General features: G+C 59.8%; 30 protein-coding genes, 1 tRNA gene and 1 pseudogene. 15 read left to right on the forward strand and 17 right to left on the reverse strand.

Features of this window, described 5'->3' with window-relative positions:
- The 5 genes from HKK55_RS09710 to araH all read left to right on the forward strand — a co-directional run bounded on the left by HKK55_RS09710 (position 1) and on the right by araH (position 6,139).
- On the forward strand, positions 1 to 1,581 hold the full coding sequence (locus HKK55_RS09710) for an aldehyde dehydrogenase (NADP(+)) (protein WP_169354456.1): 1,581 nt from the start codon (positions 1 to 3) through the stop codon (positions 1,579 to 1,581).
- Positions 1,582 to 1,617: 36 nt separating this feature from the next.
- Positions 1,618 to 2,493, forward strand: coding sequence for an SMP-30/gluconolactonase/LRE family protein (locus HKK55_RS09715; protein ID WP_169354457.1), 876 nt, complete (start codon positions 1,618 to 1,620; stop codon positions 2,491 to 2,493).
- A gap of 56 nt (positions 2,494 to 2,549) precedes the next feature.
- Positions 2,550 to 3,554 (forward strand): substrate-binding domain-containing protein, encoded by a 1,005-nt coding sequence (locus HKK55_RS09720; RefSeq protein ID WP_088423465.1) that lies wholly within the window; start codon positions 2,550 to 2,552, stop codon positions 3,552 to 3,554.
- 64 nt (positions 3,555 to 3,618) lie between these two features.
- Positions 3,619 to 5,160, forward strand: coding sequence for an L-arabinose ABC transporter ATP-binding protein AraG (gene araG, locus HKK55_RS09725; RefSeq protein ID WP_169354458.1), 1,542 nt, complete (start codon positions 3,619 to 3,621; stop codon positions 5,158 to 5,160).
- Positions 5,161 to 5,170: 10 nt separating this feature from the next.
- Entirely contained in the window at positions 5,171 to 6,139 is a 969-nt protein-coding gene (gene araH / locus HKK55_RS09730; RefSeq protein ID WP_169354459.1) for an L-arabinose ABC transporter permease AraH, read from the forward strand.
- Positions 6,140 to 6,176: 37 nt separating this feature from the next.
- Here araH and HKK55_RS09735 read toward each other — a convergent pair whose 3' ends face one another.
- Positions 6,177 to 7,325 (reverse strand): aldose epimerase family protein, encoded by a 1,149-nt coding sequence (locus HKK55_RS09735; protein WP_169354460.1) that lies wholly within the window; start codon positions 7,323 to 7,325, stop codon positions 6,177 to 6,179.
- Positions 7,326 to 7,464: 139 nt separating this feature from the next.
- On the opposite strand from HKK55_RS09735, the gene HKK55_RS09740 reads away from it, so the two are divergent.
- Positions 7,465 to 8,247: an SDR family NAD(P)-dependent oxidoreductase gene (locus HKK55_RS09740; protein WP_169354461.1), complete on the forward strand. Its 783-nt coding sequence runs from the start codon at positions 7,465 to 7,467 to the stop codon at positions 8,245 to 8,247.
- Positions 8,248 to 8,665: 418 nt separating this feature from the next.
- Here the strand turns inward: HKK55_RS09740 and HKK55_RS09745 are convergent.
- Positions 8,666 to 8,836: pseudogene (locus HKK55_RS09745) on the reverse strand (integrase arm-type DNA-binding domain-containing protein); the annotation flags it as partial.
- A gap of 161 nt (positions 8,837 to 8,997) precedes the next feature.
- Positions 8,998 to 9,084, reverse strand: a tRNA-Leu gene (locus HKK55_RS09750).
- Positions 9,085 to 9,412: 328 nt separating this feature from the next.
- Here HKK55_RS09750 and HKK55_RS09755 point away from each other — a divergent pair.
- Both HKK55_RS09755 and HKK55_RS09760 read left to right on the forward strand, forming a co-directional pair.
- Complete coding sequence (locus HKK55_RS09755) at positions 9,413 to 9,604, forward strand: DUF2188 domain-containing protein (RefSeq protein ID WP_169354462.1); 192 nt, start codon at positions 9,413 to 9,415, stop codon at positions 9,602 to 9,604.
- A 135-nt stretch (positions 9,605 to 9,739) separates the two neighbouring features.
- Positions 9,740 to 10,375 (forward strand): LysE family translocator, encoded by a 636-nt coding sequence (locus tag HKK55_RS09760; protein ID WP_169354463.1) that lies wholly within the window; start codon positions 9,740 to 9,742, stop codon positions 10,373 to 10,375.
- A gap of 1 nt (position 10,376) precedes the next feature.
- Here HKK55_RS09760 and HKK55_RS09765 read toward each other — a convergent pair whose 3' ends face one another.
- Positions 10,377 to 10,661 (reverse strand): hypothetical protein, encoded by a 285-nt coding sequence (locus HKK55_RS09765; RefSeq protein WP_169354464.1) that lies wholly within the window; start codon positions 10,659 to 10,661, stop codon positions 10,377 to 10,379.
- A 182-nt stretch (positions 10,662 to 10,843) separates the two neighbouring features.
- Here HKK55_RS09765 and HKK55_RS09770 point away from each other — a divergent pair, with 182 nt between their 5' ends.
- Entirely contained in the window at positions 10,844 to 11,302 is a 459-nt protein-coding gene (locus HKK55_RS09770; protein WP_169354465.1) for a GFA family protein, read from the forward strand.
- Position 11,303: 1 nt separating this feature from the next.
- Here the strand turns inward: HKK55_RS09770 and HKK55_RS09775 are convergent, their stop codons facing one another.
- Entirely contained in the window at positions 11,304 to 11,831 is a 528-nt protein-coding gene (locus HKK55_RS09775) for a DinB family protein (protein ID WP_169354466.1), read from the reverse strand.
- Between the two features lie 173 nt (positions 11,832 to 12,004).
- Here HKK55_RS09775 and HKK55_RS09780 point away from each other — a divergent pair, with 173 nt between their 5' ends.
- The gene (locus HKK55_RS09780; RefSeq protein ID WP_169354467.1) at positions 12,005 to 12,772 is read left to right on the forward strand and encodes a DUF533 domain-containing protein; all 768 of its coding nucleotides are present in this window, start codon (positions 12,005 to 12,007) and stop codon (positions 12,770 to 12,772) included.
- Positions 12,773 to 12,819: 47 nt separating this feature from the next.
- Here HKK55_RS09780 and HKK55_RS09785 read toward each other — a convergent pair whose 3' ends face one another.
- The 9 genes from HKK55_RS09785 to HKK55_RS09825 form a co-directional block, all read right to left on the reverse strand.
- Positions 12,820 to 13,641 (reverse strand): hypothetical protein, encoded by an 822-nt coding sequence (locus tag HKK55_RS09785; protein WP_169354468.1) that lies wholly within the window; start codon positions 13,639 to 13,641, stop codon positions 12,820 to 12,822.
- Positions 13,642 to 13,801: 160 nt separating this feature from the next.
- Positions 13,802 to 14,149: a DUF2493 domain-containing protein gene (locus tag HKK55_RS09790; RefSeq protein WP_169354469.1), complete on the reverse strand. Its 348-nt coding sequence runs from the start codon at positions 14,147 to 14,149 to the stop codon at positions 13,802 to 13,804.
- A 29-nt stretch (positions 14,150 to 14,178) separates the two neighbouring features.
- Complete coding sequence (locus tag HKK55_RS09795) at positions 14,179 to 14,385, reverse strand: hypothetical protein (RefSeq protein ID WP_237151335.1); 207 nt, start codon at positions 14,383 to 14,385, stop codon at positions 14,179 to 14,181.
- 59 nt (positions 14,386 to 14,444) lie between these two features.
- Positions 14,445 to 17,159: a magnesium-translocating P-type ATPase gene (gene mgtA / locus HKK55_RS09800; RefSeq protein WP_169354470.1), complete on the reverse strand. Its 2,715-nt coding sequence runs from the start codon at positions 17,157 to 17,159 to the stop codon at positions 14,445 to 14,447.
- A 272-nt stretch (positions 17,160 to 17,431) separates the two neighbouring features.
- Entirely contained in the window at positions 17,432 to 17,746 is a 315-nt protein-coding gene (locus HKK55_RS09805; RefSeq protein ID WP_155585336.1) for a hypothetical protein, read from the reverse strand.
- A 317-nt stretch (positions 17,747 to 18,063) separates the two neighbouring features.
- Positions 18,064 to 18,675, reverse strand: a complete 612-nt coding sequence (locus HKK55_RS09810) for a LysE family translocator (RefSeq protein ID WP_169354471.1) — start codon at positions 18,673 to 18,675, stop codon at positions 18,064 to 18,066.
- 67 nt (positions 18,676 to 18,742) lie between these two features.
- On the reverse strand, positions 18,743 to 19,213 hold the full coding sequence (locus tag HKK55_RS09815) for an arsenate reductase ArsC (protein WP_169354472.1): 471 nt from the start codon (positions 19,211 to 19,213) through the stop codon (positions 18,743 to 18,745).
- A 12-nt stretch (positions 19,214 to 19,225) separates the two neighbouring features.
- On the reverse strand, positions 19,226 to 20,509 hold the full coding sequence (locus tag HKK55_RS09820; protein ID WP_169354473.1) for an arsenic transporter: 1,284 nt from the start codon (positions 20,507 to 20,509) through the stop codon (positions 19,226 to 19,228).
- Between the two features lie 19 nt (positions 20,510 to 20,528).
- A complete protein-coding gene (locus HKK55_RS09825; protein WP_169354474.1) occupies positions 20,529 to 20,885 on the reverse strand; it encodes a metalloregulator ArsR/SmtB family transcription factor in 357 nt (118 codons plus the stop codon).
- Positions 20,886 to 21,064: 179 nt separating this feature from the next.
- Between HKK55_RS09825 and HKK55_RS09830 the strand changes: the two genes are divergently transcribed.
- The 4 genes from HKK55_RS09830 (at position 21,065) to HKK55_RS09845 (ending at position 23,226) form a co-directional block, all read left to right on the forward strand.
- Positions 21,065 to 21,280: a hypothetical protein gene (locus HKK55_RS09830; protein WP_169354475.1), complete on the forward strand. Its 216-nt coding sequence runs from the start codon at positions 21,065 to 21,067 to the stop codon at positions 21,278 to 21,280.
- A gap of 129 nt (positions 21,281 to 21,409) precedes the next feature.
- A complete protein-coding gene (locus HKK55_RS09835) occupies positions 21,410 to 22,105 on the forward strand; it encodes an alpha/beta hydrolase (protein WP_169354476.1) in 696 nt (231 codons plus the stop codon).
- 117 nt (positions 22,106 to 22,222) lie between these two features.
- Positions 22,223 to 22,918 carry an AzlC family ABC transporter permease gene (locus tag HKK55_RS09840; protein ID WP_169357821.1) on the forward strand — a complete coding sequence of 232 codons (696 nt, stop codon included), beginning with the start codon at positions 22,223 to 22,225 and terminating at the stop codon, positions 22,916 to 22,918.
- On the forward strand, positions 22,915 to 23,226 hold the full coding sequence (locus HKK55_RS09845) for an AzlD domain-containing protein (protein WP_169354477.1): 312 nt from the start codon (positions 22,915 to 22,917) through the stop codon (positions 23,224 to 23,226). Before HKK55_RS09840 ends, HKK55_RS09845 begins: the two co-directional genes overlap by 4 nt.
- A 222-nt stretch (positions 23,227 to 23,448) precedes the next feature.
- Here HKK55_RS09845 and HKK55_RS09850 read toward each other — a convergent pair whose 3' ends face one another.
- Positions 23,449 to 23,688, reverse strand: coding sequence for a hypothetical protein (locus HKK55_RS09850; protein WP_155585329.1), 240 nt, complete (start codon positions 23,686 to 23,688; stop codon positions 23,449 to 23,451).
- Between the two features lie 121 nt (positions 23,689 to 23,809).
- On the opposite strand from HKK55_RS09850, the gene HKK55_RS09855 reads away from it, so the two are divergent.
- A complete protein-coding gene (locus tag HKK55_RS09855) occupies positions 23,810 to 24,163 on the forward strand; it encodes a hypothetical protein (RefSeq protein ID WP_169354478.1) in 354 nt (117 codons plus the stop codon).
- A gap of 146 nt (positions 24,164 to 24,309) precedes the next feature.
- On the opposite strand, the gene HKK55_RS09860 is transcribed toward HKK55_RS09855, so the two are convergent.
- The gene (locus HKK55_RS09860) at positions 24,310 to 25,014 is read right to left on the reverse strand and encodes a YoaK family protein (protein ID WP_169354479.1); all 705 of its coding nucleotides are present in this window, start codon (positions 25,012 to 25,014) and stop codon (positions 24,310 to 24,312) included.
- Positions 25,015 to 25,096: 82 nt separating this feature from the next.
- Complete coding sequence (locus HKK55_RS09865; protein ID WP_169354480.1) at positions 25,097 to 26,731, reverse strand: ABC-F family ATP-binding cassette domain-containing protein; 1,635 nt, start codon at positions 26,729 to 26,731, stop codon at positions 25,097 to 25,099.
- Between the last annotated feature and the right edge of the window lie 143 nt (positions 26,732 to 26,874).

The following is a 26,874-nucleotide window of genomic DNA, read 5'->3' on the forward strand; positions in this document are numbered from 1 at the left end:
ATGACCCAGATTTGCGGCCACAACTACATCGGCGGCCAGCGCAGCGCTACCGGCAGCGTTACGCTTCAAAGCATCGACGCCACCACCGGCGAGGCCTTGCCCTATGATTTCTACCAGGCAACGGCGCAGGAAGTCGACGCCGCTGCCAACGCCGCCGCGACGGCTTACCCGGCCTATCGAACCCTGAGTGCGCAGCATCGTGCGTCGTTTCTGGAGGCGATAGCCGACGAACTGGACGCCCTTGGCGATGAATTCGTCGCTTTGGTCTGCCGGGAAACGGCGTTGCCCGCCGGGCGTATCCAGGGCGAACGTGGCCGTACCAGCGGCCAGATGAGACTGTTTGCCAAGGTGCTGCGGCGCGGTGATTTCTACGGTGCGCGTATTGATCAGGCGCTGCCGGACCGCCAGCCCCTCCCACGCCCGGACCTGCGCCAATACCGCATTGGCCTTGGGCCGGTCGCGGTGTTTGGGGCGAGCAACTTTCCCTTGGCATTTTCCACTGCCGGCGGCGACACCGCTGCAGCGCTGGCGGCCGGTTGCCCCGTGGTGTTCAAGGCCCACAACGGCCACATGGCCACCGCCGAGCGGGTTGCCGATGCGATCCTCCGGGCGGTCCACAGTACCGGCATGCCGGACGGCGTGTTCAACATGATCTTCGGTGCCGGAGTGGGTGAAGCGCTGGTCAAGCACCCGGCGATCCAGGCCGTGGGTTTCACGGGCTCGCTCAAGGGCGGTCGAGCCCTGTGTGATATGGCGGCCGCGCGCCCGCAACCGATCCCGGTGTTCGCCGAGATGTCCAGCATCAACCCGGTCATCGTCTTGCCCCAGGCCCTGCAAACACGGGCAGACACTGTCGCCCGCGATCTGGTCGCCTCGGTGGTACAAGGCTGCGGCCAGTTCTGCACGAATCCGGGCCTGGTGATCGGTATTGCCTCGCCGGCGTTCACCGCCTTCACCCAACAGGTCGCCCAACTGATCGGTAACCAAGCGGCGCAAACCATGCTCAACGCCGGCACGTTGAGCAGCTATGGCAAAGGCTTGCACACGCTGCTCGCCCACCCTGGCATTGAGCACCTGGCGGGCCAGGCGCAAGCCGGCAATCAGGCACAACCTCAGCTGTTTAAAGCGGATGCCAGCCTGCTGATCAACGGCGATGGGGTGTTGCAGGAAGAAGTGTTCGGCCCCACCACGGTGTTCGTGGAAGTCGCCGACCAGGCGCAACTGAGCGCCGCGTTGCACGGCCTGCACGGCCAACTCACGGCAACGATCATTGGCGAGCCTGCGGACTTTGTGCAGTTCGGCGAGTTGACACCGCTGTTGGAGCAAAAGGTCGGCCGCATCCTGCTCAACGGCTACCCCACCGGCGTCGAGGTGTGTGACGCCATGGTGCATGGCGGACCTTATCCGGCGACTTCCGATGCCCGTGGTACCTCGGTAGGCACCCTGGCGATTGACCGATTTCTGCGACCTGTGTGCTTTCAAAATTACCCTGATAGCCTGCTGCCCGACGCGCTGAAGAATGCTAACCCCTTGCGCATTCAGCGTCTGGTGGATGGGCAGCCGTCCCGCGAGGCCTTGTAACGCCAGTAAGCAAACAACAAGAAGGCAGGAGGTTTCATGTCGTGGACCGCAGTTACCCCGCACCGAGCGCGACTGGGCGAGGGCCCGTTCTGGGACGTGCCGGGTCAGGCGCTGTATTGGGTGGATATCATCGGCCAGCAGGCGTTACGCTTGAAGGGCGGGCTACTGCACATCTGGCAACTGCCTGAGCCCGTCTCGGCGTTTATCCCGTGTGCGAGCGGTGATGCGCTGGTGACCCTGAGCAGTGGCGTGTATCGGCTCGCCCTCGATTCGGCGCAGGCCGATCCACGGCTGACCCTGCTCTGCGTCGCCGACCCCCAATCGGGCAACCGTGCCAATGAAGCGCGCTGCGATGCCCGAGGTCGGCTCTGGCTGGGCACCATGCAAAACAACATCGGCGCGCACGGTGAAGACCTGCCGGTGGTGCGGCGTTCCGGCGGGTTGTTCAGGGTTGATGCCGACGGGCAGGTCACGCCGTTGCTGCAAGGCCTGGGGATTCCCAATACGTTGCTGTGGAACGACGCAGCCAGCCAGGTGCATTTCGGCGACAGCCTGGACGGCACGCTGTATCAATTTCCGATTACTGAAGAGGGCCAGCTCGGACCCGCGCAAGTCTGGTTCGGGCCACACGAGCGCGGAGGCCCGGACGGCTCGGCCATGGACGCCGAAGGCTACCTCTGGAACGCCCGCTGGGACGGCAGTTGCCTGCTCCGGTTGACGCCGGGCGGCGAAGTCGACCGTGTGATCGAGTTGCCGGTCAGCCGTCCCACCAGTTGCGTCTTCGCAGGCCAGGACCTCAAGACCTTGTACATCACCAGTGCCGCCAGCCCGCTGAATCACCCGCTGGACGGCGCGGTACTGGCTATCGAGGTTGATGTCCCGGGGAGAATCTGTCACCGGTTTGCAGGATAACCAACAGGCTTCACCGCTGTTTAACGCACTCAAAAACAACAACAAGGAGTCACCCTATGAATCGTCGTCGTGGTATCCGTTCCCTGTGCTGCGCCGCTGTGGCGGTGTCCGCCGTCAGCCTGAGCAGCCTGTTGCTGGCTGCAGAACCTGTGAAGATCGGCTTTCTGGTCAAGCAGGCGGAAGAGCCCTGGTTCCAGACCGAATGGGCTTTCGCCGAAAAGGCCGGCAAGGACAAGGGCTTTGAAGTGATCAAGATCGCCGTGCCCGATGGCGAGAAAACCCTCTCGGCCATCGACAGCCTGGCCGCCAACGGCGCCAAGGGCTTTGTGATTTGCCCGCCGGACGTGTCCCTCGGCCCGGCCATCATGGCCAAGGCCAAAGCCAATGGCTTGAAAGTGATCGCCGTGGATGACCGTTTTGTCGATGCCAAGGGCAACTTCATGGAGGACGTGCCTTACCTGGGCATGGCCGCCTTTGAGGTCGGTGAAAAGCAGGGCAGCGCCATGGCCACTGAAGCGAAAAAGCGCGGCTGGGACTGGAAAGACACCTATGCGGTGATCAACACCTACAACGAACTCGACACCGGTAAAAAGCGCACCGACGGTTCGGTCAAGTCGCTGAAAGCGGCGGGTATTCCAGACGACCACATTCTGTTCGCTGCTCTCAAGACCCTCGACGTACCCGGCAGCATGGACGCCACCAACTCGGCGCTGGTGAAACTGCCCAGTGGCGCAAAAAACCTGATCATCGGCGGCATGAATGACAACACCGTGCTCGGTGGCGTACGCGCGACCGAAAGCGCCGGCTTTGCCGCCGCCAATGTCATCGGTATCGGCATCAACGGCACCGACGCCATCGGCGAGTTGAAGAAAGCCAACAGCGGCTTCTTCGGCTCCATGCTGCCCAGCCCTCACATCGAGGGCTACAACACGGCGAGCATGATGTTCGAGTGGATCACCACCGGCAAAGAACCGCCGAAATACACGGCGATGGACGAAGTGACGCTGATCACCCGCGAGAACTTCAAGCAGGAGCTGGAAAAGATCGGTCTGTGGAACTGAAGACCGCTGACGTTCCCCGGCGGCCCTGCTGAGAGGGCTGCCTGACCTGTGTGATGAGGTAGTTATGCACGCGCAACTGAAACAACCCGACAGCGCGGGCGCGAGCCTGCGCTTCAACGGCATCGGCAAAACGTTTCCCGGGGTCAAGGCGCTGGATGGCATCAGTTTTACCGCCCACCCCGGGCAGGTCCACGCCTTGATGGGCGAGAACGGCGCTGGCAAATCCACATTGCTGAAAATCCTCGGTGGCGCGTATGTGCCGAGCAGCGGCAACGTGCAGATCGGTGCGCAAACCATGGCCTTCAAGTGCGCGGCTGACAGCATTGCCAGCGGTGTCGCGGTGATTCACCAGGAGTTGCACCTGGTGCCGGAAATGAGCGTGGCCGAAAACCTGTTCCTCGGGCATCTACCGGCCAGCTTTGGCTTGATCAATCGCAGCGCGTTGCGCCAGCAGGCACTGGCTTGCCTCAAGGGCCTGGCGGACGAAATCGACCCTCAGGAGAAAGTCGGCGGGCTGTCCCTGGGCCAGCGCCAGTTGGTGGAAATCGCCAAGGCGTTGTCCCGTGGCGCTCATGTGATTGCATTCGACGAACCCACCAGCAGCCTGTCGGCGCGGGAGATCGACCGCTTGATGGCGATCATCGGTCGCTTGCGGGACGAGGGCAAAGTGGTGCTGTACGTGTCCCATCGCATGGAAGAGGTGTTCCGCATCTGCAACGCGGTGACGGTGTTCAAGGACGGGCGCTACGTGCGCACGTTCGAGGACATGAGCGCGCTGACCCACGATCAACTGGTGACCTGCATGGTCGGTCGCGACATTCAGGACATCTACGATTACCGCCCCCGCGTGCGAGGTGCGGTGGCGCTCAAGGTCAATGGCCTGCTCGGCCCCGGCTTGCGTGAACCGGTGAGTTTCGAGGCGCACCAAGGCGAGATTCTCGGCCTGTTCGGGCTGGTGGGCGCCGGGCGTACTGAGCTGCTGCGACTATTGGGCGGCCTTGCGCGCACCACGGCCGGCAGCCTCGACTTGTGCGGTGAAGCACTGCGCCTGCGCTCGCCCCGTGATGCCATCGACGCCGGTATCTTGCTGTGCCCCGAAGATCGCAAGAAGGAGGGCATCGTGCCGCTGTCCAGCGTCGCCGAGAACATCAATATCAGCGCGCGCAGTGCGCATTCGCGCTTTGGCTGGTTGTTGCGCGGCCGCTGGGAGACGGACAACGCCGCCCGGCAGATCAAGGCGCTGAAGGTCAAGACGCCCACGGCGACGCAGAAGATCATGTACCTGTCCGGCGGCAATCAACAGAAGGCCATTCTGGGCCGTTGGCTGTCGATGCCGATGAAAGTCCTGCTGCTCGACGAGCCCACCCGTGGCATCGATATCGGCGCGAAGGCTGAGATTTACCAGATCATCCATGACCTGGCGGCCCGCGGGATTGCGGTGATTGTGGTGTCCAGCGACCTGATGGAAGTGATGGGGGTTTCCGACCGCATCCTGGTGCTGTGTGAAGGTGCGATGTGCGGCGAGATGCAGCGCGAGCACGCCAATGAATCCAACCTGCTGCAAATGGCCCTGCCGCGCCTGCGCGCCGACAGCCAGGGGAACTAACGAGGTGACTATGACAAGCCAAAACACTGCTTTGCCCACGGCGCGCAAGCCCCTGGACCTGCGCAGCCTGCTCGACAACTGGGCGATGCTATTGGCTGCGGTGGGGATCTTCGTGCTCTGCACCTTGCTGATCGACAATTTCCTGTCGCCACTCAACATGCGCGGCCTGGGGTTGGCGATCTCCACCACCGGGATTGCCGCGTGCACCATGTTGTATTGCCTGGCGTCGGGGCATTTCGACCTGTCAGTGGGCTCGGTGATTGCCTGCGCCGGGGTGGTGGCCGCGATCGTGATGCGTGACACCGACAGCGTCCTGCTCGGTATCGGTGCCGCGCTGCTGATGGGCCTGGTGGTGGGGTTGATCAATGGAATTGTGATTGCCAAGCTGCGGGTCAACGCGCTCATCACGACGCTGGCGACCATGCAGATCGTGCGGGGCCTGGCCTATATCTTTGCCAATGGCAAGGCGGTGGGCGTGTCCCAGGATTCGTTCTTTGTCTTTGGCAACGGCCAGTTGTTTGGCGTGCCGGTGCCGATTCTGATCACCCTCGTGTGCTTCCTGTTTTTCGGCTGGCTGCTCAATTACACCACCTACGGGCGCAACACCATGGCCATCGGCGGCAACCCGGAAGCGGCGTTGCTGGCGGGGGTGAACGTTGACCGCACCAAGATCATCATTTTCGCCGTACACGGGGTGATCGGCGCCTTGGCCGGCGTCATTCTCGCCTCGCGCATGACCTCGGGCCAGCCGATGATTGGCCAGGGGTTTGAGTTGACGGTGATTTCTGCCTGCGTACTGGGCGGGGTGTCGTTGAGCGGCGGGATTGGCATGATTCGCCACGTGATTGCCGGGGTGTTGATTCTGGCGATCATCGAGAATGCGATGAACCTGAAGAACATCGATACCTTCTACCAGTATGTGATCCGGGGCTCGATCCTGCTGCTGGCGGTGGTGATCGACCGTATGAAACAACGCTGATCATCCGCCGCAACCTCGGGTTGCGGCGGAAGCCTGTTCAGTCTGCGGAGAATTTCAGCACGGTGTTTTGGGTATAGGTCTGGCCAGGGTCGAGACGGGTTGACGGGAAGTTCGGCTGGTTGGGCGCGTCGGGGTAATGCTGGGTTTCCAGGGTAAACGCACTCCAGTGGGCGTAAGGCTTGCCCCCCTTGCCCTTGACCGACCCGTCGAGGAAGTTACTGGTATAGAACTGCACACCGGGCTCACTGGTATAGAGCTGCAAGCGGCGACCGGACTGCGGGTCGCGAACCTCGGCGGCCAGTTTGCCGACATCACCCTGGGTGTCCAGCACCCAATTGAAGTCAAAGCCACCTTGTTTAGGTTCGGCGAATTTCAGCTGGGGATGATCGTCCTTGATGTGTTGGCCGATGGCGGTGGGTTTGAGAAAGTCCATCGGCGTGCCGGCAACCGGCGCCAGTTCGCCGGTGGGAATCAAGGTGCTGTTGACTGGGGTGTAATGGCTGGCGTTCAGGGTGGCCAGTTGCTTGAGCACGTCACCCTGACCGGCGCCGGCGAGGTTGAAGTAACTGTGGTTGGTGAGGTTCAGCACCGTGGGTTTGTCGGTGGTGGCCTTGTAGTCGATGTGCAGCTCGTTGTTGTCGTTGAGGCTATAGGTGACATCGACTTTAAGGTTGCCGGGAAAGCCCATCTCGCCGTCCTTCGACAGGTAGCTCAAGGTCACGCCTACCGCGTCCTTTTGCTTGACCGGCTGGGCTGTCCACGCGTGCTTGTCGAAGCCTTGCGCGCCGCCATGCAACGAGTTCGGTCCGTCGTTGAGGGGCACTTGAAAGTGTTTGCCGTCCAGCTCGAACGCGCCCTTAGCCAGGCGATTGCCAAAACGGCCGATGGTCGCGCCAAAGAACGCGGTGCCGGCCTGATAGCCCTGGACGTCATCGAAGCCCAGCACCACGTCGGCGAACTGGCCGTGTTTGTCCGGTACTTTCAACGACTGCAACACAGCGCCGTAGGTGATGACCGTGGCTTGCACGCCATGGCTGTTACGCAACACGTACTGCTCGACGGCTGTACCGTCGTTGGTTTTGCCGAAGGGTTTGTGTTCGCTGGACAGGCCAGCCGCCTGAACGCCGAGGCTGGCCATCGCCAGGGAGAGGCCCAGGCCGGTAAGCAGGAATCGGGATTGCCGCATGACTGAGTTACCTTTTATTGTTGTTAGGTAAATAGTTCTACTATTTATTGTGTTTTGATCAAGTGCAGTGCTGATGTATAGACAAGATCGCGAATTTTGCAATATAAAATAAGACTAAATGAAGCGGAGTGACCGTCACATGAACACTGAAAAACGACCTGTCGCCCGGGCGACGTACCCGGACCTGCGCGATAAAACCGTGTTGATTTCCGGCGGCGCTTCAGGGATTGGCGAATCCATGGTGCGTGCCTTTGCACGACAAGGTGCCAAGGTGGCCTTCGTGGACCGGGCGCAAGGGCAGGGCGACCGATTGGCGGCGATATTGTCCGCCGAGGGCCATACCGTCGAATTCGCCCATTGCGATATCACCGACGAGATCGCCTACAAGGCTGCGATAGGCTGCCTTGCGCAGACCCTGGGGCCGATCGACGTGCTGGTGAACAATGCCGCCAATGACGTTCGGCACACCCTGGATGAAATCGATTCAGACATGTTCGACCAACTGATTTCAGTCAACCTGAAGCACGCTTTTTTTGCTGCCAGGGCTGTGGTGCCGATGATGAAGGCAGCGGGGGGAGGGTCGATCATTAACCTGGGCTCCGTTGGCTGGATGATGGCCTCCAGCGGTTACCCGGTATACGCCGCCAGCAAAGCAGCGGCCCACGGCATGACCCGCGCGCTGGCACGGGAGCTGGGGCCCAGCCGAATCAGGGTCAATACGCTGGTGCCGGGCTGGGTGATGACCGAAAAACAACTGGCGATGTGGGTGGATGATGCTGCCCGGGAACTGATCAGCCGCAGCCAGTGCTTGCCGGGCAGTGTGGAGCCTGAACATATCGCCAACATGGCGTTGTTTCTGGCGTCTGATGTGTCGGCGATGTGTTCGGCACAGAATTTTATTGTGGATGGGGGATGGGTGTAGGTATCGCTGAAGCACAACCTTATGATTTGATACCTAGCTAGCCGCTTACGCACCGCGCATACCGCGTGGCTTCAGAGCCTATGAAAAGTAAAAGCAAGGAGGGGTTACTCGGAGGCCCTACAGCGCACCGTGGAAGAAAAGAGTAATGCTGGACGGACTGTATTGCCGACGCCTCAGCTTGTCTGAGGGATGCTCTCAACCGGACAATTTAAATCCGGTTAAAACATTCAATCTTAGCCACTGTTCCATAGACCCCTTGGGCCGACTTCAATCACACTGCCAAAGCGCCTTGGTCCAGAAATGGTTCAGCGACTATAAAATCGCAGGCAATAAAAAACCCAAGGACACATTGTTCCTTGGGTTTTTTTGGTATTTGTGGTGCCAGAGATGAAATCGAACCGCCGACGCGGGGATTTTCAGTTAGGCCTTCCTTGCCATTGGGTTTGACATACCGCATCCGCCAGCCTTTGCGTCCGTTGGTCTGGACAAGCAGATAAAGGCCATCACCATCGAACAGCTTGTAGGCGCGATTTCGTGGCTTGGCTCTGCGATAAGCAGCATCAGAGAGTGGAGTCGTTGTGCGCGACATAAGGGTATACCTTTTATCGAACTGAACTTTACCCCAAATACTACCCTTAAAAACGCTGGAATCAGCTGGAAACTGACGGACTGCCATAAACGAAAAAACCCGCCAAGAGGCGGGTTTTAAAGGGTTCTACGGACTTTACTGGCCGTCAGTAGAACAAAAGTTGGTGCCCGAAGCCGGAATCGAACCGGCACGCCCTTACGAGCGGGGGATTTTAAGTCCCATGCGTCTACCAGTTTCGCCATTCGGGCGGTAGCGCGGTGAAGCGTCTCAGGGGCCTTGATGGTTCAAAACAGCCTTGAGCGTTGCAGCAGGCTAGGGAATATATAGATCCAGCCTCATTGGCGCAAGTTCGAACACGGTCTTCGGCCGATAAATATGTAGATAAAAAAGCCAGACAGATCAGTGATCTACATCGATTGCGTGATCCCGCCTGCGAGACGTGGCCTCAGTGGAAATGGCGACGATATCCGTTTTGAAAAGACACTTGGGGCGACATTCGGTAGGCCACAACCCGGCACCCAGGTGTATGGTGGACCAGACAACTCTTGGATTATCTCTGGATAGAGAGAGGTGATTATGAGCGCTCCCATGCTGAAAAAGATGCATCTCAATGGCTATGAAATCGTGCAGGTCAACAGTGGCCCTTGGCGGGTATGCACCCGGGATGACCGGTTAGCGTCCTTTGGTTCCCGTGAGCAGGCCTTGGCGTATGCCGCAGCGTTGCCGGGGTACAAGCCTCGTACGTCCCCCGTCTCAAACGACGATTGAGTGAGCTTGAATGCCATCAAAAGCCTCGGCAGGTCCGGGGCTTTTTTGTGGCCGATGATTGGCAGCGAAGCAGTTTTTGATGGATCATCCGCTGACCAATGGCCGCAATGAGGCCGCGTTAGATAGGAATTCCCCATGTCCCTGGCCACCTTGTTTTTATTCGTCATGATGAGCGCGGCGATTATCGCCATCCCCGGCCCGACCGTGTTATTGGCGTTGCAGAACGGCTCGCGGCATGGCTTGAAGGCGGCAGTGTGGGGCATGGCGGGGGCGGTGTGGGCAGACGCATTGCTGGTGACAGCAGTGGCGTGTGGCTTGGGGTTGTTACTGGCGGCCAGCGAGGGGTTATTTCAGGCGCTGAAGTGGATCGGTTCTGCATATCTGGTGTGGCTGGGCTGGCAGATGCTGCGTTCGCCGCCAACGACGCTGCCGGCGGTGGGAGAGGGTGAAGAGGCCAATGTTCGTTCGGTCAGCATTTTCACCCGCAGCTTTTTGGTAGCCATTTCCAATCCCAAGGCCTTGTTGTTCATGTCGGCCTTCTTGCCGCAGTTTGTTGACAGCACCCAACCCCAGTTGCCGCAATATGCGTGCCTGTTGCTGGTGCTGTGCGTGCTGAACGTGAGCACCATGATGTTCTACGCTGTGTGCGGGGCGCGTCTGCTTCGTCGCTTGCGGCCCGCGCACTTGCAGCGCTTCAATCGGGGCTCCGGCGGTTTATTGATGACGATGGGTGTGTTGTTGGCAGCCTACCGTCGGGCCCCGGCCCAATAAACTACACGAATGGCTGACCGCCGAAGCCCCGAGGCAGGCGCTGCAGCCCCGGCAAGTCGGTCAGGCGTTGAGCCCAGTCGCTACGCCAGTCGTTGGCGGTGTGGCCGGCTCTGGCTTTGCGCGCGACCCTGCGAGCGGCGTTTCGTTGGGTGCGGCGGGCTTCCTTGTAGGCTTCGGTGTTGCGGCAGGTACGGCATTTCACCCGGTTCAGCTCGGTACTGGAGATGAGGTTGTTGCCGTGATGGCCGCAGGCCAAATGCCCGGCGACCTTGAAGTGAGTGACCATGTAAGCGTCTCCTTCTCTAGGGGTACGCGGCACCTGTAATCTGTTGATGCCCGCGGGTAGGGCGTGACACGTTTGAATGCAAGGCCCTTATGTTTACGACCCCTGGCGTGTCCTGACGTTCGTTATGGGCCTACGGGACGGACCGTGAGCTGTGCAGCACCAATCATGAAAAGGAGTCAGTGATGAGTGTCGATGGTTTTTCCCAGGACGGCGGCTGCCGGTGCAACCGGGTGCGCTTCAGCATCACTCAGAAGCCAGTGATCACCATGGCGTGCCATTGCACCGGTTGCCAGAAAATGACCTCCAGTGCGTTCTCCCTGAGTGCGCTGGTGCCCAGCAGCGGTTTTACCGTGACCATGGGTAACCCGGTGATCGGCGGGCTCCATGGCGTGGATCGCCATTACTGCTGCCCCCATTGCATGAGTTGGCTATTTACCCGACCCAACGACGTCGAGGAGTTCATCAATGTGCGTGCGGTGATGCTGGATGACGCCAATGACTATGTCCCATTCATGGAAACCTGGACCAGCGAAAAACTGCCTTGGGCATCCACACCGGCGGTTCATAGCTTTGCGCAGCTTCCCGAGAGGGAGGCGTTTGCCGGTTTGTTGCAGGCATACGCCGAGCGCGACGGGGCGTAACTCAGTCGATGAGACGCAGCAGGTCGGTATCGCCGACATCACGTCCCGCTTGCGTCAACAGCGTCGTCACCTGGCCCCGATGGTGGGTCTGGTGATTGAAGAAGTGGGTGATCAGGCTGTAGAAGTTTTTGTCTGCGGCGACGCCCCGCATGTTGTGATAGCGCAGGCGATGATCCAGGTCGGGCTCGCTGACCGATTGCGCCCAGTCGAGGATGATCTGGTCCAGCCAGACACGTTGGGCCTGGAGTTCGCGGATGTTGGCAAACGCCAGTTGGTCCAGCCTGTGTGGCGTGGCCAGTGCTTTTAGCGGGACCAGCGCGGCGTATTCGGCTGGATGCTCGGCAATGCGCTTGAGCCAGACGGTATCCCCCAGTGTGAGGTGATTCAGGGTGCCGATGATCGAGCCGAAAAAGGCGCCTCGGTCAGCCAGCAGGGCTTCGTCGCTCAGCCCACGGGCAGCTTCATAAATCTTCAGATTCATCCACTGGTTATAGGTGGCCATCAGGCTAATATGCTCGACGCGGGTCACGTGGGTCCCTCCTCGGTGGGGCGGCTGCTGAGTGTGGTAATGCCATGATAAGGCAGCCTGCAGATGGACGATACGGCAGGGAGAGCACGAACCCTGCCGGGCGGTCACGACGTTATCGCCCAGGCAAGCTATTGTTGCTTGTCTGGAACCTGATGCCCGAGGAGGGCGACACCATGAACACCAGCGATCTACTGGAAAAACTGTTGCAAGCCGGCCAGGCGTCGATGAGCCAGCAGGGCGGCTCGACGGCAGCACCTCAGGGGAGCTCGGGAGGCCTCGGTGGGCTGGGCGGGCTGCTTGGCGGGCTTGGCGGCTTGCTGCAGGGCGGCGGCGCGGGTGGTGCGGCGTCTGGCGGTGGCGGGTTGGGTGGCCTGGGTGGTTTACTCGGCGGCCTTGGCGGTCTCGGTGGTCTTTTAGGTGGATCGAGCGCGGGTAACGGGGCCCAAGGGCGTTCAGGCGGGACCAACTACGCGGCCCTGGCCTCCCTGGGGATGATGGCTTATCAGGCTTACCAGACGTGGCAGAGCCAGCAAGCGTCGGCGCCGCAGCAGGCATTGCAGACCGTTGACCAACTGTCAGGCGCCGAAGTGGATGAGCACAGCCATGCGATCCTGCGTGCATTGATCGCGGCGGCCAAGGCCGATGGCAAGATTGACGATCAAGAGCAGGCAATGATTTCGGCGGAGCTGGCGCGTCATACCGATGAGCCCGAGCTGAAGGCGTGGCTTGATGCAGAAGTTGCCCTGCCTCTCAAGGCTTCGGACTTTAGCGAGTATGCACAGAACCCCGCCATTGGTTCCGAGATCTATCTGGCCAGCGTGATGCTGGTGAATGACCAGCAGCCGGCTGAGCGAGGCTACCTGGACGAATTGGCGGTTGCGCTCAATATCGAGCCTGAATTTCAGGTGCAGTTGGAGCGCCAGGCCAAAGGGCAGGCTTAACGCCTAATGAAGGTGAGCGGGGCAAGCCCGCTCATCTTCATGCTCCTTTAGAACCGTAGCGTAGCCCCCGTCGTCAGCCACTGATGGCGATCCCCGATCAGGCTGCGTCCCACCACCAGATCCACATCGATATTCTTCCCGACATGCACCCGTGGCCCTGCCTGCCACGCCTGGTCGCCACCTTCCTGGCCGTAACGTTCGGCGATCAACGTCAGCGAATCGAACACGTTGTATTCGAACCCGGTGCCCCAGGTCAGGCGATGATGTTGCTCGCCACCGTCATAGGCATGGCTCCAGCCGGCATTGACGTTCAGCCGCAGGGCTTCGATTGGCTGCCAGGTGAAGGGAATGCTCAGGTCGGCACCGTCAAAGGTATGTTGCCGATTGAGGGCGAAATGCGCGGTGGCGGATGCCGCCACCTCTATCCCCAAGTCTTCCCGTGACCACAATTGTGCCTTGAACTGCGGGCTGACCTGGGTTTCGCCATCGCCCTCGGCGGTGGCCCGCGCCACGGCGGCGCCCCATTGCAGCCAGGGTACGCCGGCAGAAGTACAGGCGGCGGACAGGGTTTCATTGTGGGTCGAACCATTGTGCCGATTGGCGGTGTGCCAAGCGTCGACGTTGCATTCTCCAGGCGCATTGATCGCGCCGTCGTCGACCACATACGAGCCGCCGGCGGCATACGCTTTGGACAGTAGGCTGAGGACCAGGACGACACCCAGGGTCGTGCCGATGAAGATCAGGTTGCGCCGCAGCGCACGTTGTTTGGAGGGAGGCAGGGCGTGAAGGCTGGACTTCGATTTCTGGCGTTGCTGGATGCGGTACTTGGCAAATCCGTCAGGCCGCAGTGGCAGGTGCTTTTTGTACATGGTGAACCTCGATAAACAGCCGGCAGCGCGGTCCCGGTCGGCCATTGAACAATGGACTTGGCAGGGACGCGCCGTGATTCAAATAGGGGGGTTGCTGCAGGTTGATGCCGCTACAACTGGGTTCTTCTGGCATGGGGTGATGCTCCAAATAGGGATTGATTCAGCTGTCCACGGTCAGCACATGGATGCCGCACGTTCTTGCCTGATTGATCAGCTCTGAGGTGTCGTCGCCACCGGGCAGTGCAATCACCACATCGGGTCGGCTGTCCGTCAGCATGAACTGGTTGCGATGCCGCTCCGCCTGCTTGCCATGGCGTTGCCAGTTGGGTGGGTAACGCACTACGTCCACCCCGACTTCCCGAGCCCAGTCCTCTATGTCGCTGCCCAGGAACTGGCTGCCACCGTGGATCAAAACCCGCACAGGACGTAGGCGGTGGTAGGCATCCAGCACTTGGCGGGACATTTTTGCATCGGCGTAATGACGACCTGCACAGATCAAGACGCGCATGGTGTTTTCCTTGTATTGCTTATCGCTTCTCATTTTCTCGGCGGCCGCAGCAGCCTGACAGAGGTGTTGCTCAGGGTGCTGGAGAAGGCCAGCATGAAGCGCATTTCCACGGCGCTGAGGAGGTTGCGCACATACAACCTGACGCCCAGTACCATCACCGCCTTGGCGGCCTGGGCAAGGCTGAACACCAGGATTGCGCGCACGCCATTGTCGAGGTAGCTCATCAGTGTGTTCATGGTCAGTCTCCGCAGGCACCGGCTACCTCTCGATAGCCGGCGCTTTCAGGGGCGGTCGATCAGTACCACTGCTTGAAGCGGCGGATGTAGATCGTCTTCATCAGTTGGGCTACGCAGCAGTAGGCGAGCAGGGTGCCCACCAGCCATGGGAAGTACGCCAGCGGCAGCGGCTCGAGACCCACCAGGCTGCCCAGAGGCGAGAACGGTACGTAGATCCCGAGCGCAATCACGATGCAGGTCATCATGATCACCGGCCACGCAGCGGTGCTCTGGAAGAACGGGATCTTGCGGGTGCGCAACATGTGCACCACCAGGGTTTGCGAGAGCAGCCCCTCGATGAACCAGCCGGACTGGAACAGGGTCTGCATTTCCACGCTGTTGGCGGAGAACACGTACCACATCAGGGCGAAGGTGGTGATGTCGAAGATCGACGAGGTCGGCCCGATCCAGATCATGAAGCGGCCAATGTTTTTCGCATCCCACTTGCGTGGTTTGGCCAGGTATTCCTTGTCCATCTTGTCCCACGGCAAGGCCAGTTGGGAGATGTCGTACATCAGGTTTTGCAGCAGCAGGTGGATCGCCAGCATCGGCATGAAAGGAATGAACGCACTGGCTACCAGCACCGAGAACACGTTGCCGAAGTTGGAGCTGGCGGTCATGTTCAGGTACTTCATGATATTGCCGAAGGTTTCGCGGCCCTTGAGCACGCCTTCTTCCAGCACCATCAGGCTCTTTTCCAGGAGGATGATGTCGGCCGATTCCTTGGCGATATCAGTACCGCTGTCCACCGAGATACCCACGTCGGCATCCCGCAGGGCTGGCGCATCGTTGATGCCGTCGCCGAGGAAGCCCACAGTGTGACCGTTGGACTGCAAGGCCTTGAGCACCCGGGATTTCTGCAACGGTGTCAGTTTGGCGAAGACGGTGCGTTCCTCTACGCGCAGTTTGAGGGTGGCGTCGTCCATTGCTTCGATTTCCACGCCCAGCAATGGCTGGCCTGGATCCAGCCCGACCTGGCGGCAGATCTTGCTGGTGACCACGGCATTGTCACCGGTGAGAACCTTGACCGCCACGCCGATATCTTGCAGGGCAGCAATGGCCGGGCCGGCGGTTTCTTTGGGTGGATCGAGGAAGGTCAGGAAACCATGGATCACCAGGTTACGTTCGTCGGCGGTGGTGTACTGGTTGCGCGCCAGGGATTTGGGAATATTGCGAGTCGCGACCACCAATACCCGGAAGCCATCCTCGTTGTAGTCACTGGCGAGGGCCAGCAACTCTTCACGGCGGCGCTCATCCAGGACGATGGCGGTGTCGCCTTCCATCGTATGGGTGGAAATGCTCAGCATCTCCTCCACCGCGCCCTTGCACACCAGCAGGTGATCGCCTTGGGCGTCCTTGACCACAATCGACAGGCGTCGACGCACGAAGTCGAAGGGCAGCTCATCGACCTTGCTGTAGGCGAACGGCACCTGGAACTTTGGATTCTGCTCCGAGAACTGCACCACCGCCTGGTCCATCAGGTTGCGCATGCCGCTTTGGTGATGGCTGTTCAGCCAGGCCAGGGACAGCACCGAATCATCACGTTGGCCGAAGGCGTTGACGTGGTGCTCCAGGATGATTTTGTCCTGAGTCAGGGTGCCGGTCTTGTCGGTGCACAGAACGTCCATCGAGCCGAAGTTCTGGATCGCGTTCAGGCGCTTGACCACCACTTTGCGCTTGGCCATGGCAGTAGCACCCTTGGCCAAGTTCGCGCTGACGATCATCGGCAGCATTTCCGGGGTCAGGCCGACAGCCACCGCCAGGGCAAACAGGAAGGCATCGCCCCAGTCTCCCTTGGAGAAGCCGTTGAGGAAGAACACGATCGGTACCATCACCAGCATGAAGCGAATCAACAGCCAACTGACGCTGTTCACCCCGCGGTCAAAAGCGGTTTGCACCCGGGAGCCGACGATGGCCTTGGCCAGCGACCCGAAGTAGGTGCGCGCACCGGTGGCCACTACCACGGCTTGCGCCCGGCCACTGACCACGTTGGTGCCCATGAAGCAGATGTTGGGCAGGTCCAGCAGGTTGCCCTGGTCTGCCGCCTTGGACGTGGCGGATTTCTGCGTGACGTCCCCCAGGGTGTCGTACTTTTCCACCGGCAACGCTTCGCCGGTCAGTACGGCCTGGCTGATAAACAAGTCCCGGGATTCGATCAGGCGGATGTCCGCCGGAATCATGTCGCCGGCCGACAACTGCACGATATCGCCTGCCACCAGGTCGCGCATCGGCACTTCCCGCAGGGTGGGTTTGGAGCCGACTTGTTCGCGACGCAGCACGGTAGCAGTGGTGCGGACCATGGCTTTCAAGGCTTCGGCGGACTTGGCCGAACGGTGTTCTTGCCAGAACCGCAGCAAGCTGCTGAGCATGACCATGGTCATGATAATGATGACCTTAGTCAGGTCGACTTCTTCACCCGCCTGCAGTGGTAGCCAGTAATCGGTGACGAAGCTGATGCCCGCCAGGGTCAGTAGCACGTAGATGAACGGGTTGTTCAGTGCCTGGAGAAACTGCACGAAAGCGTGAGGTGGCTTGTCGTGGGCCACTTCGTTATAGCCTTCACGTTGCAGGCGAGCCGAGGCGTCCAGCTCGGTCAGACCGTCCTTGGTCGCTCGGACATTGGCCAGGGTCGCCGACAGGCCGTTCTGGGCCTCACGGGCAGCACGCATCGACAGTTTGATGTCGGCTCCTGTGCTGTTTTTGTTTGGCAATTGTGTGGTTTTTACTGCGCTCATTGTATGTGCTCCTGTCGCCAATTTTTCGACAAAACATACCCGGGACTTACCTGAGGACAGGCGAGCGAAAGCATGCCGAGTCGCTGACTTCGCGATCGGTTTAAATAAAGTGTTCAGCAACTTTCTACAGGCCCGCTAGAAGTGCGTTAGTTAACTAGCGCGCAGCGGGCTACTACTGGCTTCGTCCATAGAGAACTCCAGCAAATCAATTGGCGAATAATAAGAAAACAGTCTTGTTCAGGCGCTCGAAGAGGGCGCCTGGCGGTGACTGTTCAACGCTTCCAACCGTGAGCACTCACGTAGAGGCTCAGCATCAGGCTCGCTTGCGCGAACAGGCTGGAGGCGTTTCGACTCTGAGGGTCTTGTGGGTCGGCGTGATCCCAATGCTGCAGCAATTGGCCAGTCGTTGGGCAGATACGCCAGTGGGCCAGGGGAACCGGGCTCACGCGGGGGGCAGGGCTGATAAAGGCGGTGCGGCTAGGCGAAAAGCCCACGGGGTCGCGGCCCAGCTTGGCACGCAGGGCTGACGCCAGCGTACGTAGATCAGGCAAGATTACTTTAGGAAAAACAAAGGTTTGGAAGTTCATAACACACCTCGGGACCGGACTGGCGACCGGTGAGGCAGTTACGTGGAGCATCAAGCTCTAGCGCAGCTTACCCGACCTGAAAGGCGAGTCCCGTCATATTCTGGGTTTTGCGCCCGATTCGCCGAATTCACGGTGATCGGACAGCGACTAGATACTGTGTCCATTGGCTTCTTTTGTGAGGTTTAAAAAAGGCCCGAGTTGCAGGCACGGGCAATCTACTCAGGCAGTTACTGAATGTCAATATTTAATGAATTAAATTGTCACTGGTTCAGAGTTCGTTCAGACAAGAGGTATTAGTAAGTTGCGGAACATATAAATCAAATACCGCGCAGGGCCAACACGGCGAGATAGATCAATACCAACCCGCAGGCGCCATAACTGATCCGTTGCCAAGTTGCCGATGCAGTTTTGCGCAACAGATTGACCAGTGCCGCAATCAGGAAGCACGACAGGATTGAGGCCAACATGAAGCCGGCGAAAAACATCAACGTCTGGTTGTTGCTTGGCGTGGCACCGACAATTCCTGAAAGCGCACTGCCCAGGGCGCCCCAGTAGACAATGTTCTTCGGATTGGCGAGGGAAATCGCCGCGCCGACCATCAATGCGTTTTGTCCAGATCGGGCAGGTGTATTGTCGGCTTCGGGCAGGCGCCAGGCATCCCTCAGGCTCTGAATGCCGAGCCAGGCCAGGTAGAGACCGCAGATGAGCGTCAGCGGGATCCGTATCGACTCGTGTTGGATCAGTAGCGCAATGCCTGTCAGGCCAATCACCGCCCAGACGGCGTCCCCCACCAGCGAGCCGATTTGCACCAGCAATGCCGGGGTAAATCCGTGGAGCAGGCCCCGGCGCAAGGTTTCTGCCAGGACGGCGCCTGGGGACAGGCAAAACACGAAACCGAATACCAGCGCGGAGAAAAAGATCGTCAGCATGCCTGCCTTCCTTATGAGGGATGGCGAGCATACGCTGGCGCTGTGCCCGCCGAAAAGCCGTCGCGCGTTACAGCGCAGCGATACGTTCAAGTTCGGCCCTGAGCTCAACGGCGTCGAGATGGGTGAACGGCAGGCTGAAGAAGGCTCGGCAGCGTGTCTCGATGGTTTCCACGGTGGCATCGAAAGCCGCATCAACATGGGCTTCATCACCCTGGACGTCCGACGGATCTTCCAGCCCCCAATGAGCCTTGAGCGCCGGGCCGAAATACACCGGACAGGCTTCGCCCGCAGCCTTGTCGCAGACGGTGATCACGATATCTGGCGGGCTGCCTTCGAAGGCGTCGTTGCCCTTGCTGTACAAGCCGTCGGTGCTGATCCCTGCGGCCTGCAAAGTGCTTAAGCTACGGGGCAGGACTTGGCCCCTGGGGAAACTGCCGGAACTGATGGCGTGGAACCCATCCGGGGCCAGATGGTTGAACACCGCCTCAGACAAGATGCTGCGGCAACTGTTGGCGGTGCACATGAACAGGACTTTCATGACGGGGCTCCGTTAGGCACTGAGGCGCAAGGCCAGGGCGGCGAGGGTGATCAACAGCACGGGCAAGGTCAGGACAATGCCGACCTTGAAGTAATAACCCCAGGTGATGGTGATGCCCTTGCGCGCCAGAATGTGCAGCCAGAGCAGCGTGGCCAGGCTGCCGATAGGGGTGATTTTCGGGCCCAGGTCGCTGCCGATCACATTGGCGTAGATCATTGCGTCCTTGACCACGCCCACGGCATGGCTGGATTCGATGGACAGCGCACCGATCAACACGGTGGGCAGGTTGTTCATTGCAGATGACAGCAGCGCCGTCAGTACCCCGGTGCCCAGCGCTGCGCCCCAGACGCCGTATTCGGCAAAGGTATCGAGCCAGGTGGCGAGGTAAGTGGTCAGCCCGGCATTGCGCAGGCCGTAGACCACCAGGTACATGCCCAGGGAGAAAATCACGATCTGCCAAGGCGCTTCTTTCAACACCTTGCGGGTGGAGATCTTGTGGCCCTTGGCGGCGATCAGCAGCAGCAACAGCGCGCACACCGCAGAGATCGCGCTGATGGGAATGCCCAGTGGCTCCAGGGCGAAACAGCCCACCAGCAGGATGCCCAGTACCCACCAGCCAGCACGGAAAGTGGCGTGATCATGGATGGCACTGGCCGGGTCGTCGAGGTCGGCCGGGTCATACGCCTGCGGAATGTCACGGCGGAAAAACCACAGCAATACCGCCAGGGTCGCGGCGACGCTGACCAGGTTCACCGGCACCATCACGGCCGCGTATTCGTTGAAGCCGATCTTGAAGTAGTCCGCCGAGACAATGTTCACCAGGTTGGAGACCACCAGCGGCAGGCTGGCGGTGTCGGCGATAAACCCCGCGCCCATGACGAAGGCCAGGGTCGCCGCCGGGGAAAAGCGCAGGGCCAGCAGCATCGACATGACGATCGGCGTGAGGATCAGTGCGGCGCCATCGTTGGCGAACAGCGCCGATACCAACGCGCCCAGCAACACCATATAAGCAAACAACCGTCGTCCACGGCCTCGACCCCAGCGCGCTACGTGCAAGGCGGCCCAGGCGAAAAAGCCAGCTTCGTCGAGCAGCAAACTGATGATGATCAGTGCGACGAAAGTCCCGGTGGCATTCCAGATGATGTGCCACACCACCGGGATATCGGCCAGGCTGATAACCCCGCAGGCCAAGGCGAGGATCGCGCCAGCGGTGGCACTCCAACCGACACCCAGGCCTTTGGGCTGCCAGATGACCAGAACGATGGTGAATAGAAAGATCGAAACAGCGACAAGCATGAAAACACTCTCCGATGAGTCAGCAGCAACTGCTGGCACGTTGTGGTCTGTCGCCCATTGCATCCAGGCGTAGTGCGTCGGCTTGCAGCCAGGACTGGTTGGCCTGCAGGGTGGTTTCCAGCACGCTAGCCACCCACTGCGGCAGTGCCGGATTGAGGCGGTAGTAGATCCACTGGCCTTGGCGCCGATCCAACAGCAATCCAGCACTGCGCAGTTGGGCGAGGTGGCGGGAAATTTTTGGCTGACTGTCGTCCAGGGCATGGATCAATTCGCAGACGCAAAGTTCGCCTTCGCGCAGGATCAACAGAGTGAGTCGGATGCGGGTGGCATCGGCCAGGCATTTGAAGAGGTGGGGAGGGGAGAAAAGATCCGACACGGCCAGGGCCTTTTTGTATATTCGTTTATCCGAATATACGTATTTCCATATGTTTCGGTCAAATCCGGTTTCGATTGATGTGGGTCAAGGCCCGTGCGATGGGTGACAAGTGGTTGAAATTAAAATGAAACAATAATGTCCTAAAGTGCCCGCCTATTGGTGATGAAGGAAGAAAACGCGTGACCCGTGCCACACGAAACCTGCGCAAGACCCTCGATTCCGTCGCGGAAAATAACGAAACCGCGGCCTTTGACCTGATGCGTGCGGTGGAAAAACTCAGCGATGAAGTATTGCGCCAGCGCCTGCTCAACACGATCCACCGCCTTAACCAAGACGCCGATGAACTGCGCGAAGCCCGCGATTCGGTGGAGCAGGTTTCGGTCAAGCTGGCTTGATATCCGGCGATGACCGTTCGGCGATTGGCGGGTGAATATCCCCGGTGATGAGTGGACACTGAGCGCGGCTACGGTCGTGTGAAGTGAGGGCCGTCAGCCCAACTTACTCAATACACAGGAAGTTACCCAATGAGTGAAAAACCGGCAATTGTTCTCGTCCATGGTTTTTGGGGCGGTGCGGCGCACTGGAACCGAGTGATCGCACTGCTGCATGAAAAGGGTTACACCAATCTGCACGCGGTTGAAATTCCTCTCACTTCGTTGGCCGAAGACGCCGAGCGCACCCGCAAAATGGTGGCCCAGATCAAGGGGCCGGTCTTGTTGGTCGGGCACTCCTATGGCGGTGCTGTGATCACCCAGGCAGGCAACGAGCCTAATGTCCAAGGGTTGGTGTTCATTGCCGCCTTTGCCCCGGACGCGGGCGAAAGCCCTGGCGGGATTACCCAGGAACATTTGCCCAAGGCGGCACCGAACCTGGCTCCCGACAGTGACGGCTACCTGTGGGTCAAGCCCGAGTTGTTCCACGAAAGCTTCTGCCAGGATCTGCCGCTGGAAGAAGGGCAAATCATGGGCATTACCCAGAAAACCCCGCTGGCGAGCACCTTTGGTGACACCATCAGCAATCCGGCCTGGAAAAACAAACCGTCCTGGTACCAGATTTCCAGCCAGGATCACATGATCCACCCGGACAACCAGGCGCGCATGGCCAAGCGCATGAACGCGAAAAAGGTCATCACCCTGGATGCCAGCCACGCCTCCTTGGCGTCCAAGCCCGCCGAAGTGGCAGCGCTCATTGACGAAGCGGCTAGTTCTCTAAAGAAGTAATGTCCGCAAGCAAGGTCCCTTCCAAAGGTCGGAACCTTGCTTTGTGCACGATCATTCAAGACAACGTGTAACAGTGCTGGCATGCTCATCGACTGTCTGTTGATGAGCCCGTTGTGTATGCCTACTGCCTTGCCTCACCACGCGTTTGCCCGTGGCGCAATCGCGATCATTCCCTTGTCCCTGGCCTGTGCGCCCTGGGGCCTGCTGGCTGGTTCGACCGCCATTGACGCTCAATTCACCCCACTGGAAAGCCAGGGCCTGTCGGCCATTGTGTTTGCCGGTGCCGCGCAGTTGGTGGCCATCGGCATGGTCAAGAGCGGCGCCAGCCTGATTTCCATTCTGCTGACCACCTTGCTACTGACCTCCCAGCACTTGCTCTACGGCATGCATATGCGCCCCACGTTGTCGCCGCTCAAGCCTCGCTGGCGCATGAGCCTGGGCTTTCTGCTGACAGACGAGTTCTTCGCCCTGGTCAACCACTACGACCGTGAGACCTTCAACCGTTGGTACGCTCTGGGCGTGGGCCTGACCTTCTACTTAATCTGGAATTTGTTCACCTTCGCCGGCATCGTGCTCGGCAAAAGCATTCCAGGCCTGGACCAGTTAGGCCTGGAGTTCTCCATCGCTGCGACCTTTATTGCCTTGATCACGCCGGTGGTGCGGGATGTGCCGACGGTGATCTGTGTCGCCGTGTCGTTGTTCTTCTCGGTGCTGCTCAGTTACTGGCACTGGGAATCGGCGGTGGTGGTGTCGGGTGTACTGGGGATGAGCGTGGGTTATGCCTGCAAGCGACTGGGAGTAGGGCAGCGATGATATTTGTGATGATTGTTGCCATGGGCCTGATCGTTTTCTTCAACCGCTATGTGTTTCTCGAACCTCGCTTGCCAGTGCGCCTGAACCGTGGCGCCCGGGAGTTTCTCGGGTTTGCGGTGCCGGGCATGCTGACCGCAATCTGCGGCCCGATCATTTTCATGGCCGACCATAAGCTCAATGTGAGCCTGGGCAACCCTTATCTGCTGGCGGGGATCTGCGCGGTCGGTCTGATGTTCTGGACCCGCAGCGTGTTGATCACCGTGCTGTTGAGCATGGCACTGTTCTATCTGTTTCGCTGGCTGTTCTGAGACTCTGGGTCGCGTAGATACCTTCTTGAATCGCTACGGGGTGGTGTGCTTGCCCGATGAGGTTCAAGACGGTATCTACGGGGGAGTGGGGAAAACAGGCAAAAAAAAGCCCGCGGGAGGGCGGGCAGAAGGGAGACTTCTAAAAATGAGCTCGTCCACTATAGGCGGCAAGATCTCCCTTCACAGTGAAACAAAATTCATCGGGCTGTCAGCAGCACCAGGTTACTTCTTGTTGGCCTGGGCCTCGGCCGCCAGGCACTCCAGGGCAAACTGTTCGGTGTAGGTCATCTGGATCGGACTGGTTTCGCCCTTGACGGTACGCTCGCCATCGAGAATGTAGCGGATACGCTTGTCGGTCACACCAATACGTTTGGCAATCCACGAAGGCGTCTGGCCGATGCGGCTGATCAGTTTGTCGGCATAGTCGGTGGACGGGTTATAGCGCTCGGCGTTAGGTGTCATGGGGTTTCCGGATAAAAGCGGGTTCACAGGTAGCCTACAGGGTGACGCAATAATCAGTCGGTGTCGCCTGCCAAGTCGGAACCAGTGGTACAGTCGCGTTTTTTTCCAAGGAAGCAACGGTATGCGGATGGTGGTGATAGGCGCGTTGGTACTGGCATCGCTGGCCGGTTGCGCGGGATCGAAGATGAAAGAGGCGCGTTCCGGGGCGCCTTACAAAGCGTTGGCTTCGGACAAGGCGGCGCTGGTGGTTGCCCAGTGCGTCCAGTTCGGCTGGCAGGACGAGGCGGTGTTCGGCGTCGACGCCGGTGGGTTCATGGAGCCTGCCCCGGCCGGTGGTTATACGATCTATACCACCGCTGGTGATTACTTCGTCGATGTGCTGACCACCGGTAAAGGGGCCACTGCCAATTATTACGCCGCCGAAGACAATTGGGCCGCCAAGCGTCGCCTGGCCGCTCTGGCGACATGTCTGTAAGAATCAGCTTTAGATTTATTCAGAAATGCCCGGCGGACAGCCACCGGGCATTGACCTAAAATTTGCCTGCTCGCCCGACATCCAGGCTCTTTACCAGTACATGGACGTCGAGGCCGAAATGTCGGGCGGGCACCTTTTCTGGCGATTCAGCGTGGCATATACCCCAGGTGCCAACGCCGCGGAATCTTCAACGACAGCAGTCCCAGCAACGCCGATAGCAGGCCGCTGACCAGCAGCGCGTGAATCCCCATCTGCCGCTCCAGTAACGCACCGATCACTGCACCTACAAACATCCCGGCCCAGGGAATCAACTGCACCCGCCAGCCATTGCGCCGCTCCCCCAACATCCATCGTCCCAGCCCGCGCCCGAAACGTGACAGCGCCCCCGTGACGTAAGTCAGCCCCACCGGCAAGCCGTTGACCTCTTCAACCGCTGCATTGAGCATGCCCATGGCGATGATCGCCGCCAGCAAGGCGGGCAACTGATCGGCGAAAGGCCAGGCCGCTGCGCCGCACAGCAACGTAGCGATGCACAGCAGCAAAGGCAACGCATGACGTTTGCTCATACGGCTGATGATCACCCCTAAGGCATTGCCCGCGATAAACGTCGCCACCAACAGCGTGAGTCGTCCGATCAGGCCCAGGTTGCCGTCGCTGATCGCCACCGCCAGACGCGTGGTGTTACCGCTCATGAACGAGACAAAATCACCACTGGCCATGAAGCCAATGGCATCGGTCATGCCGGCCAGCACCGAGAGGCTGGCCACCAGCATCAACCCGACACGGCCGCGCCATTTGTGCTGATGCAGCAATGCCGTGTTGGTGTTGAGCCTGAGGGATGAAGGCAGCATGGGGCCAGGTTCCTCGATGAGATTATCCGGCCACTACCGTAGGGTGCTTTGGTCCAGGCTGCAATGACCTGCGGCATTCCATTCAAATCCCCTCGAAACGCCAACCGCCGGCGTGCCAGGTCAAGGTGTGAGTGGGCTGGAGGGCGGCGACAAAAGCCGGGTCATGGGATACCGCGACCAGTGCGCCGGTAAACCCCTGCAACGCCCGTTCAAAGGCGATGACCGATTCCAGATCCAAGTGGTTGGTGGGCTCGTCCAGCAGCAGCAATTGCGCTGGGACTGCGCGCCACAAGGCAATCGCCATGGCGCCTTTCAATCGCTCGCCGCCACTGAGTCGCCCAACCGGCTGCGTGACCCGCAAGGCGTCCAGTTGCAATAGCGCCAGGCGCGTGCGCAACTCACCTTCGGCCAGTGGTGTGTCCAATAACCTGAGGTGTTCGACAATCGATAAGTGATCGTCCAGCAATGCCAATTGTTGATCGATATAGGCAGCGGGGACGTGAACCGCACACTCGCCGCTGATGGGCCGCAGGTGATCTGCCAGCACCTTGAGCAAGGTGGATTTGCCACAGCCGTTGGGGCCGCTGACCACCAGCCGCATCGGGCCAATCAGTTTTGCATTGACGTAGCTGGCGGGTGACTGCGGGTCCAACCAAGGCAACTGCATGCCTTCCAGAGTCAGCACCTGACGACCGGTGGGCAGTACCGTACCGGGCAACGCCAGCAGCGTAGGCGTTTCATCCACCACCCGCGAATGCGCCTGGCGTACACGCTCATCCAGTTCCTGCTTGTGTTGCAGATGATCACTGCGCACGTTGCTGACGATTTCGTTGGCGGCGCCTTTCCAACGTGCCCGGGTGAGTCGGTCGACATTGGCGGCGTCTGCGTTCTTGCGGGACCTGGCGGCGTGGCGCTGGATGTTGTCGTGGTCGCTTTGCAGGCGCTTGCGTTCGCGGCTGCGATCCAGGCGTGCATGCTCAAGGGCGGCCTGGGCGGCTTGCTGTTCGGTCTTGCGTTGAGCGCGAAAATCGTCGTAGTTGCCGCCGTAGACCCGAGCGCCCAAGGGGGAGAGTTCAATGATTTGGCCCATGGTATTGAGTAGCTGGCGGTCATGGCTGACCACAATCAAGCCGCCGCGCCAGTCGCGCAAAGTGCTGAGTAGCCAATCGCGACCCTCGCTGTCCAAATGGTTGGTCGGCTCATCAAGCACCAGCAACTGCGGTTTGGATAACAACGCGCCGATCAACGCCACGCGGGCCAGTTGGCCGCCACTGAGAGCGTCGGCCGGGGTGTCAGCACTGACCTCGGGTAACCCCGACGCATCCAGCGCTTGGCGCAGGCGTTCGGCCAGGTCCCAGCGGTCATCGATCAGCTCCAGGTCCTCCGGCGTGGCTCCACCCTTGGCCAGGTGTTCAAGCGCAACTAGGACCTTGGCGGTGCCCGTTACGTGTGCAACGGTTTCGCCAGGCGCCAGGCTGATTGTTTGTGGCACGTAGGCCAGGCTGGCCGAAGATTTTCGCGTGCCGGATGAGGGCGCAAGTTCGCCCGCAATCAAGCGCGCCAAGACACTTTTGCCCATGCCGTTACGACCGACAATGCCGGTGGGTGTGTGATCGAAAGACAGGGTCAGACCGTCCAGCAAGGTTTCGCCATTGGCGAACTGGAAACACAGGTGTTGCAGGGTTACGAGTACGGGCAGCCGTTTGACGTCAGTCATCAGCACCTCCGGAAAAATGTGAAACAGGCCAACAAGCGCGCCAGGCGGCTCGTTGCGAATACATTTTGGAAGGCTTAGAACTTCACGTCGGCGATCATCCCGGGCATTGGAAAGGGTCGACAGGGTAGCGCACTTGGGTTTTT

This window comes from Pseudomonas sp. ADAK18 (assembly GCF_012935695.1).
In the GTDB taxonomy this organism is placed as follows: domain Bacteria; phylum Pseudomonadota; class Gammaproteobacteria; order Pseudomonadales; family Pseudomonadaceae; genus Aquipseudomonas.

Bases quoted from the DNA above. Each gene is read 5' to 3' on its own strand.
- araG (WP_169354458.1), top strand. From the start codon at position 3,619: ATGCACGCGCAACTGAAACAACCCGACAGCGCGGGCGCGAGCCTGCGC.
- HKK55_RS09755 (WP_169354462.1), top strand. From the start codon at position 9,413: ATGAGCGCTCCCATGCTGAAAAAGATGCATCTCAATGGCTATGAAATC.
- HKK55_RS09735 (WP_169354460.1), bottom strand. From the start codon at position 7,325: ATGCGGCAATCCCGATTCCTGCTTACCGGCCTGGGCCTCTCCCTGGCG.
- HKK55_RS09710 (WP_169354456.1), top strand. From the start codon at position 1: ATGACCCAGATTTGCGGCCACAACTACATCGGCGGCCAGCGCAGCGCT.
- HKK55_RS09720 (WP_088423465.1), top strand. From the start codon at position 2,550: ATGAATCGTCGTCGTGGTATCCGTTCCCTGTGCTGCGCCGCTGTGGCG.
- HKK55_RS09865 (WP_169354480.1), bottom strand. From the start codon at position 26,731: ATGACTGACGTCAAACGGCTGCCCGTACTCGTAACCCTGCAACACCTG.
- HKK55_RS09860 (WP_169354479.1), bottom strand. From the start codon at position 25,014: ATGCTGCCTTCATCCCTCAGGCTCAACACCAACACGGCATTGCTGCAT.
- HKK55_RS09765 (WP_169354464.1), bottom strand. From the start codon at position 10,661: ATGGTCACTCACTTCAAGGTCGCCGGGCATTTGGCCTGCGGCCATCAC.
- HKK55_RS09840 (WP_169357821.1), top strand. From the start codon at position 22,223: ATGCCTACTGCCTTGCCTCACCACGCGTTTGCCCGTGGCGCAATCGCG.
- HKK55_RS09855 (WP_169354478.1), top strand. From the start codon at position 23,810: ATGCGGATGGTGGTGATAGGCGCGTTGGTACTGGCATCGCTGGCCGGT.
- araH (WP_169354459.1), top strand. From the start codon at position 5,171: ATGACAAGCCAAAACACTGCTTTGCCCACGGCGCGCAAGCCCCTGGAC.
- HKK55_RS09850 (WP_155585329.1), bottom strand. From the start codon at position 23,688: ATGACACCTAACGCCGAGCGCTATAACCCGTCCACCGACTATGCCGAC.
- HKK55_RS09715 (WP_169354457.1), top strand. From the start codon at position 1,618: ATGTCGTGGACCGCAGTTACCCCGCACCGAGCGCGACTGGGCGAGGGC.
- HKK55_RS09770 (WP_169354465.1), top strand. From the start codon at position 10,844: ATGAGTGTCGATGGTTTTTCCCAGGACGGCGGCTGCCGGTGCAACCGG.
- HKK55_RS09820 (WP_169354473.1), bottom strand. From the start codon at position 20,509: ATGCTTGTCGCTGTTTCGATCTTTCTATTCACCATCGTTCTGGTCATC.
- HKK55_RS09810 (WP_169354471.1), bottom strand. From the start codon at position 18,675: ATGCTGACGATCTTTTTCTCCGCGCTGGTATTCGGTTTCGTGTTTTGC.
- HKK55_RS09740 (WP_169354461.1), top strand. From the start codon at position 7,465: ATGAACACTGAAAAACGACCTGTCGCCCGGGCGACGTACCCGGACCTG.
- HKK55_RS09780 (WP_169354467.1), top strand. From the start codon at position 12,005: ATGAACACCAGCGATCTACTGGAAAAACTGTTGCAAGCCGGCCAGGCG.
- HKK55_RS09845 (WP_169354477.1), top strand. From the start codon at position 22,915: ATGATATTTGTGATGATTGTTGCCATGGGCCTGATCGTTTTCTTCAAC.
- HKK55_RS09815 (WP_169354472.1), bottom strand. From the start codon at position 19,213: ATGAAAGTCCTGTTCATGTGCACCGCCAACAGTTGCCGCAGCATCTTG.
- HKK55_RS09795 (WP_237151335.1), bottom strand. From the start codon at position 14,385: ATGAACACACTGATGAGCTACCTCGACAATGGCGTGCGCGCAATCCTG.
- HKK55_RS09835 (WP_169354476.1), top strand. From the start codon at position 21,410: ATGAGTGAAAAACCGGCAATTGTTCTCGTCCATGGTTTTTGGGGCGGT.
- HKK55_RS09785 (WP_169354468.1), bottom strand. From the start codon at position 13,641: ATGTACAAAAAGCACCTGCCACTGCGGCCTGACGGATTTGCCAAGTAC.
- HKK55_RS09790 (WP_169354469.1), bottom strand. From the start codon at position 14,149: ATGCGCGTCTTGATCTGTGCAGGTCGTCATTACGCCGATGCAAAAATG.
- mgtA (WP_169354470.1), bottom strand. From the start codon at position 17,159: ATGAGCGCAGTAAAAACCACACAATTGCCAAACAAAAACAGCACAGGA.
- HKK55_RS09805 (WP_155585336.1), bottom strand. From the start codon at position 17,746: ATGAACTTCCAAACCTTTGTTTTTCCTAAAGTAATCTTGCCTGATCTA.
- HKK55_RS09760 (WP_169354463.1), top strand. From the start codon at position 9,740: ATGTCCCTGGCCACCTTGTTTTTATTCGTCATGATGAGCGCGGCGATT.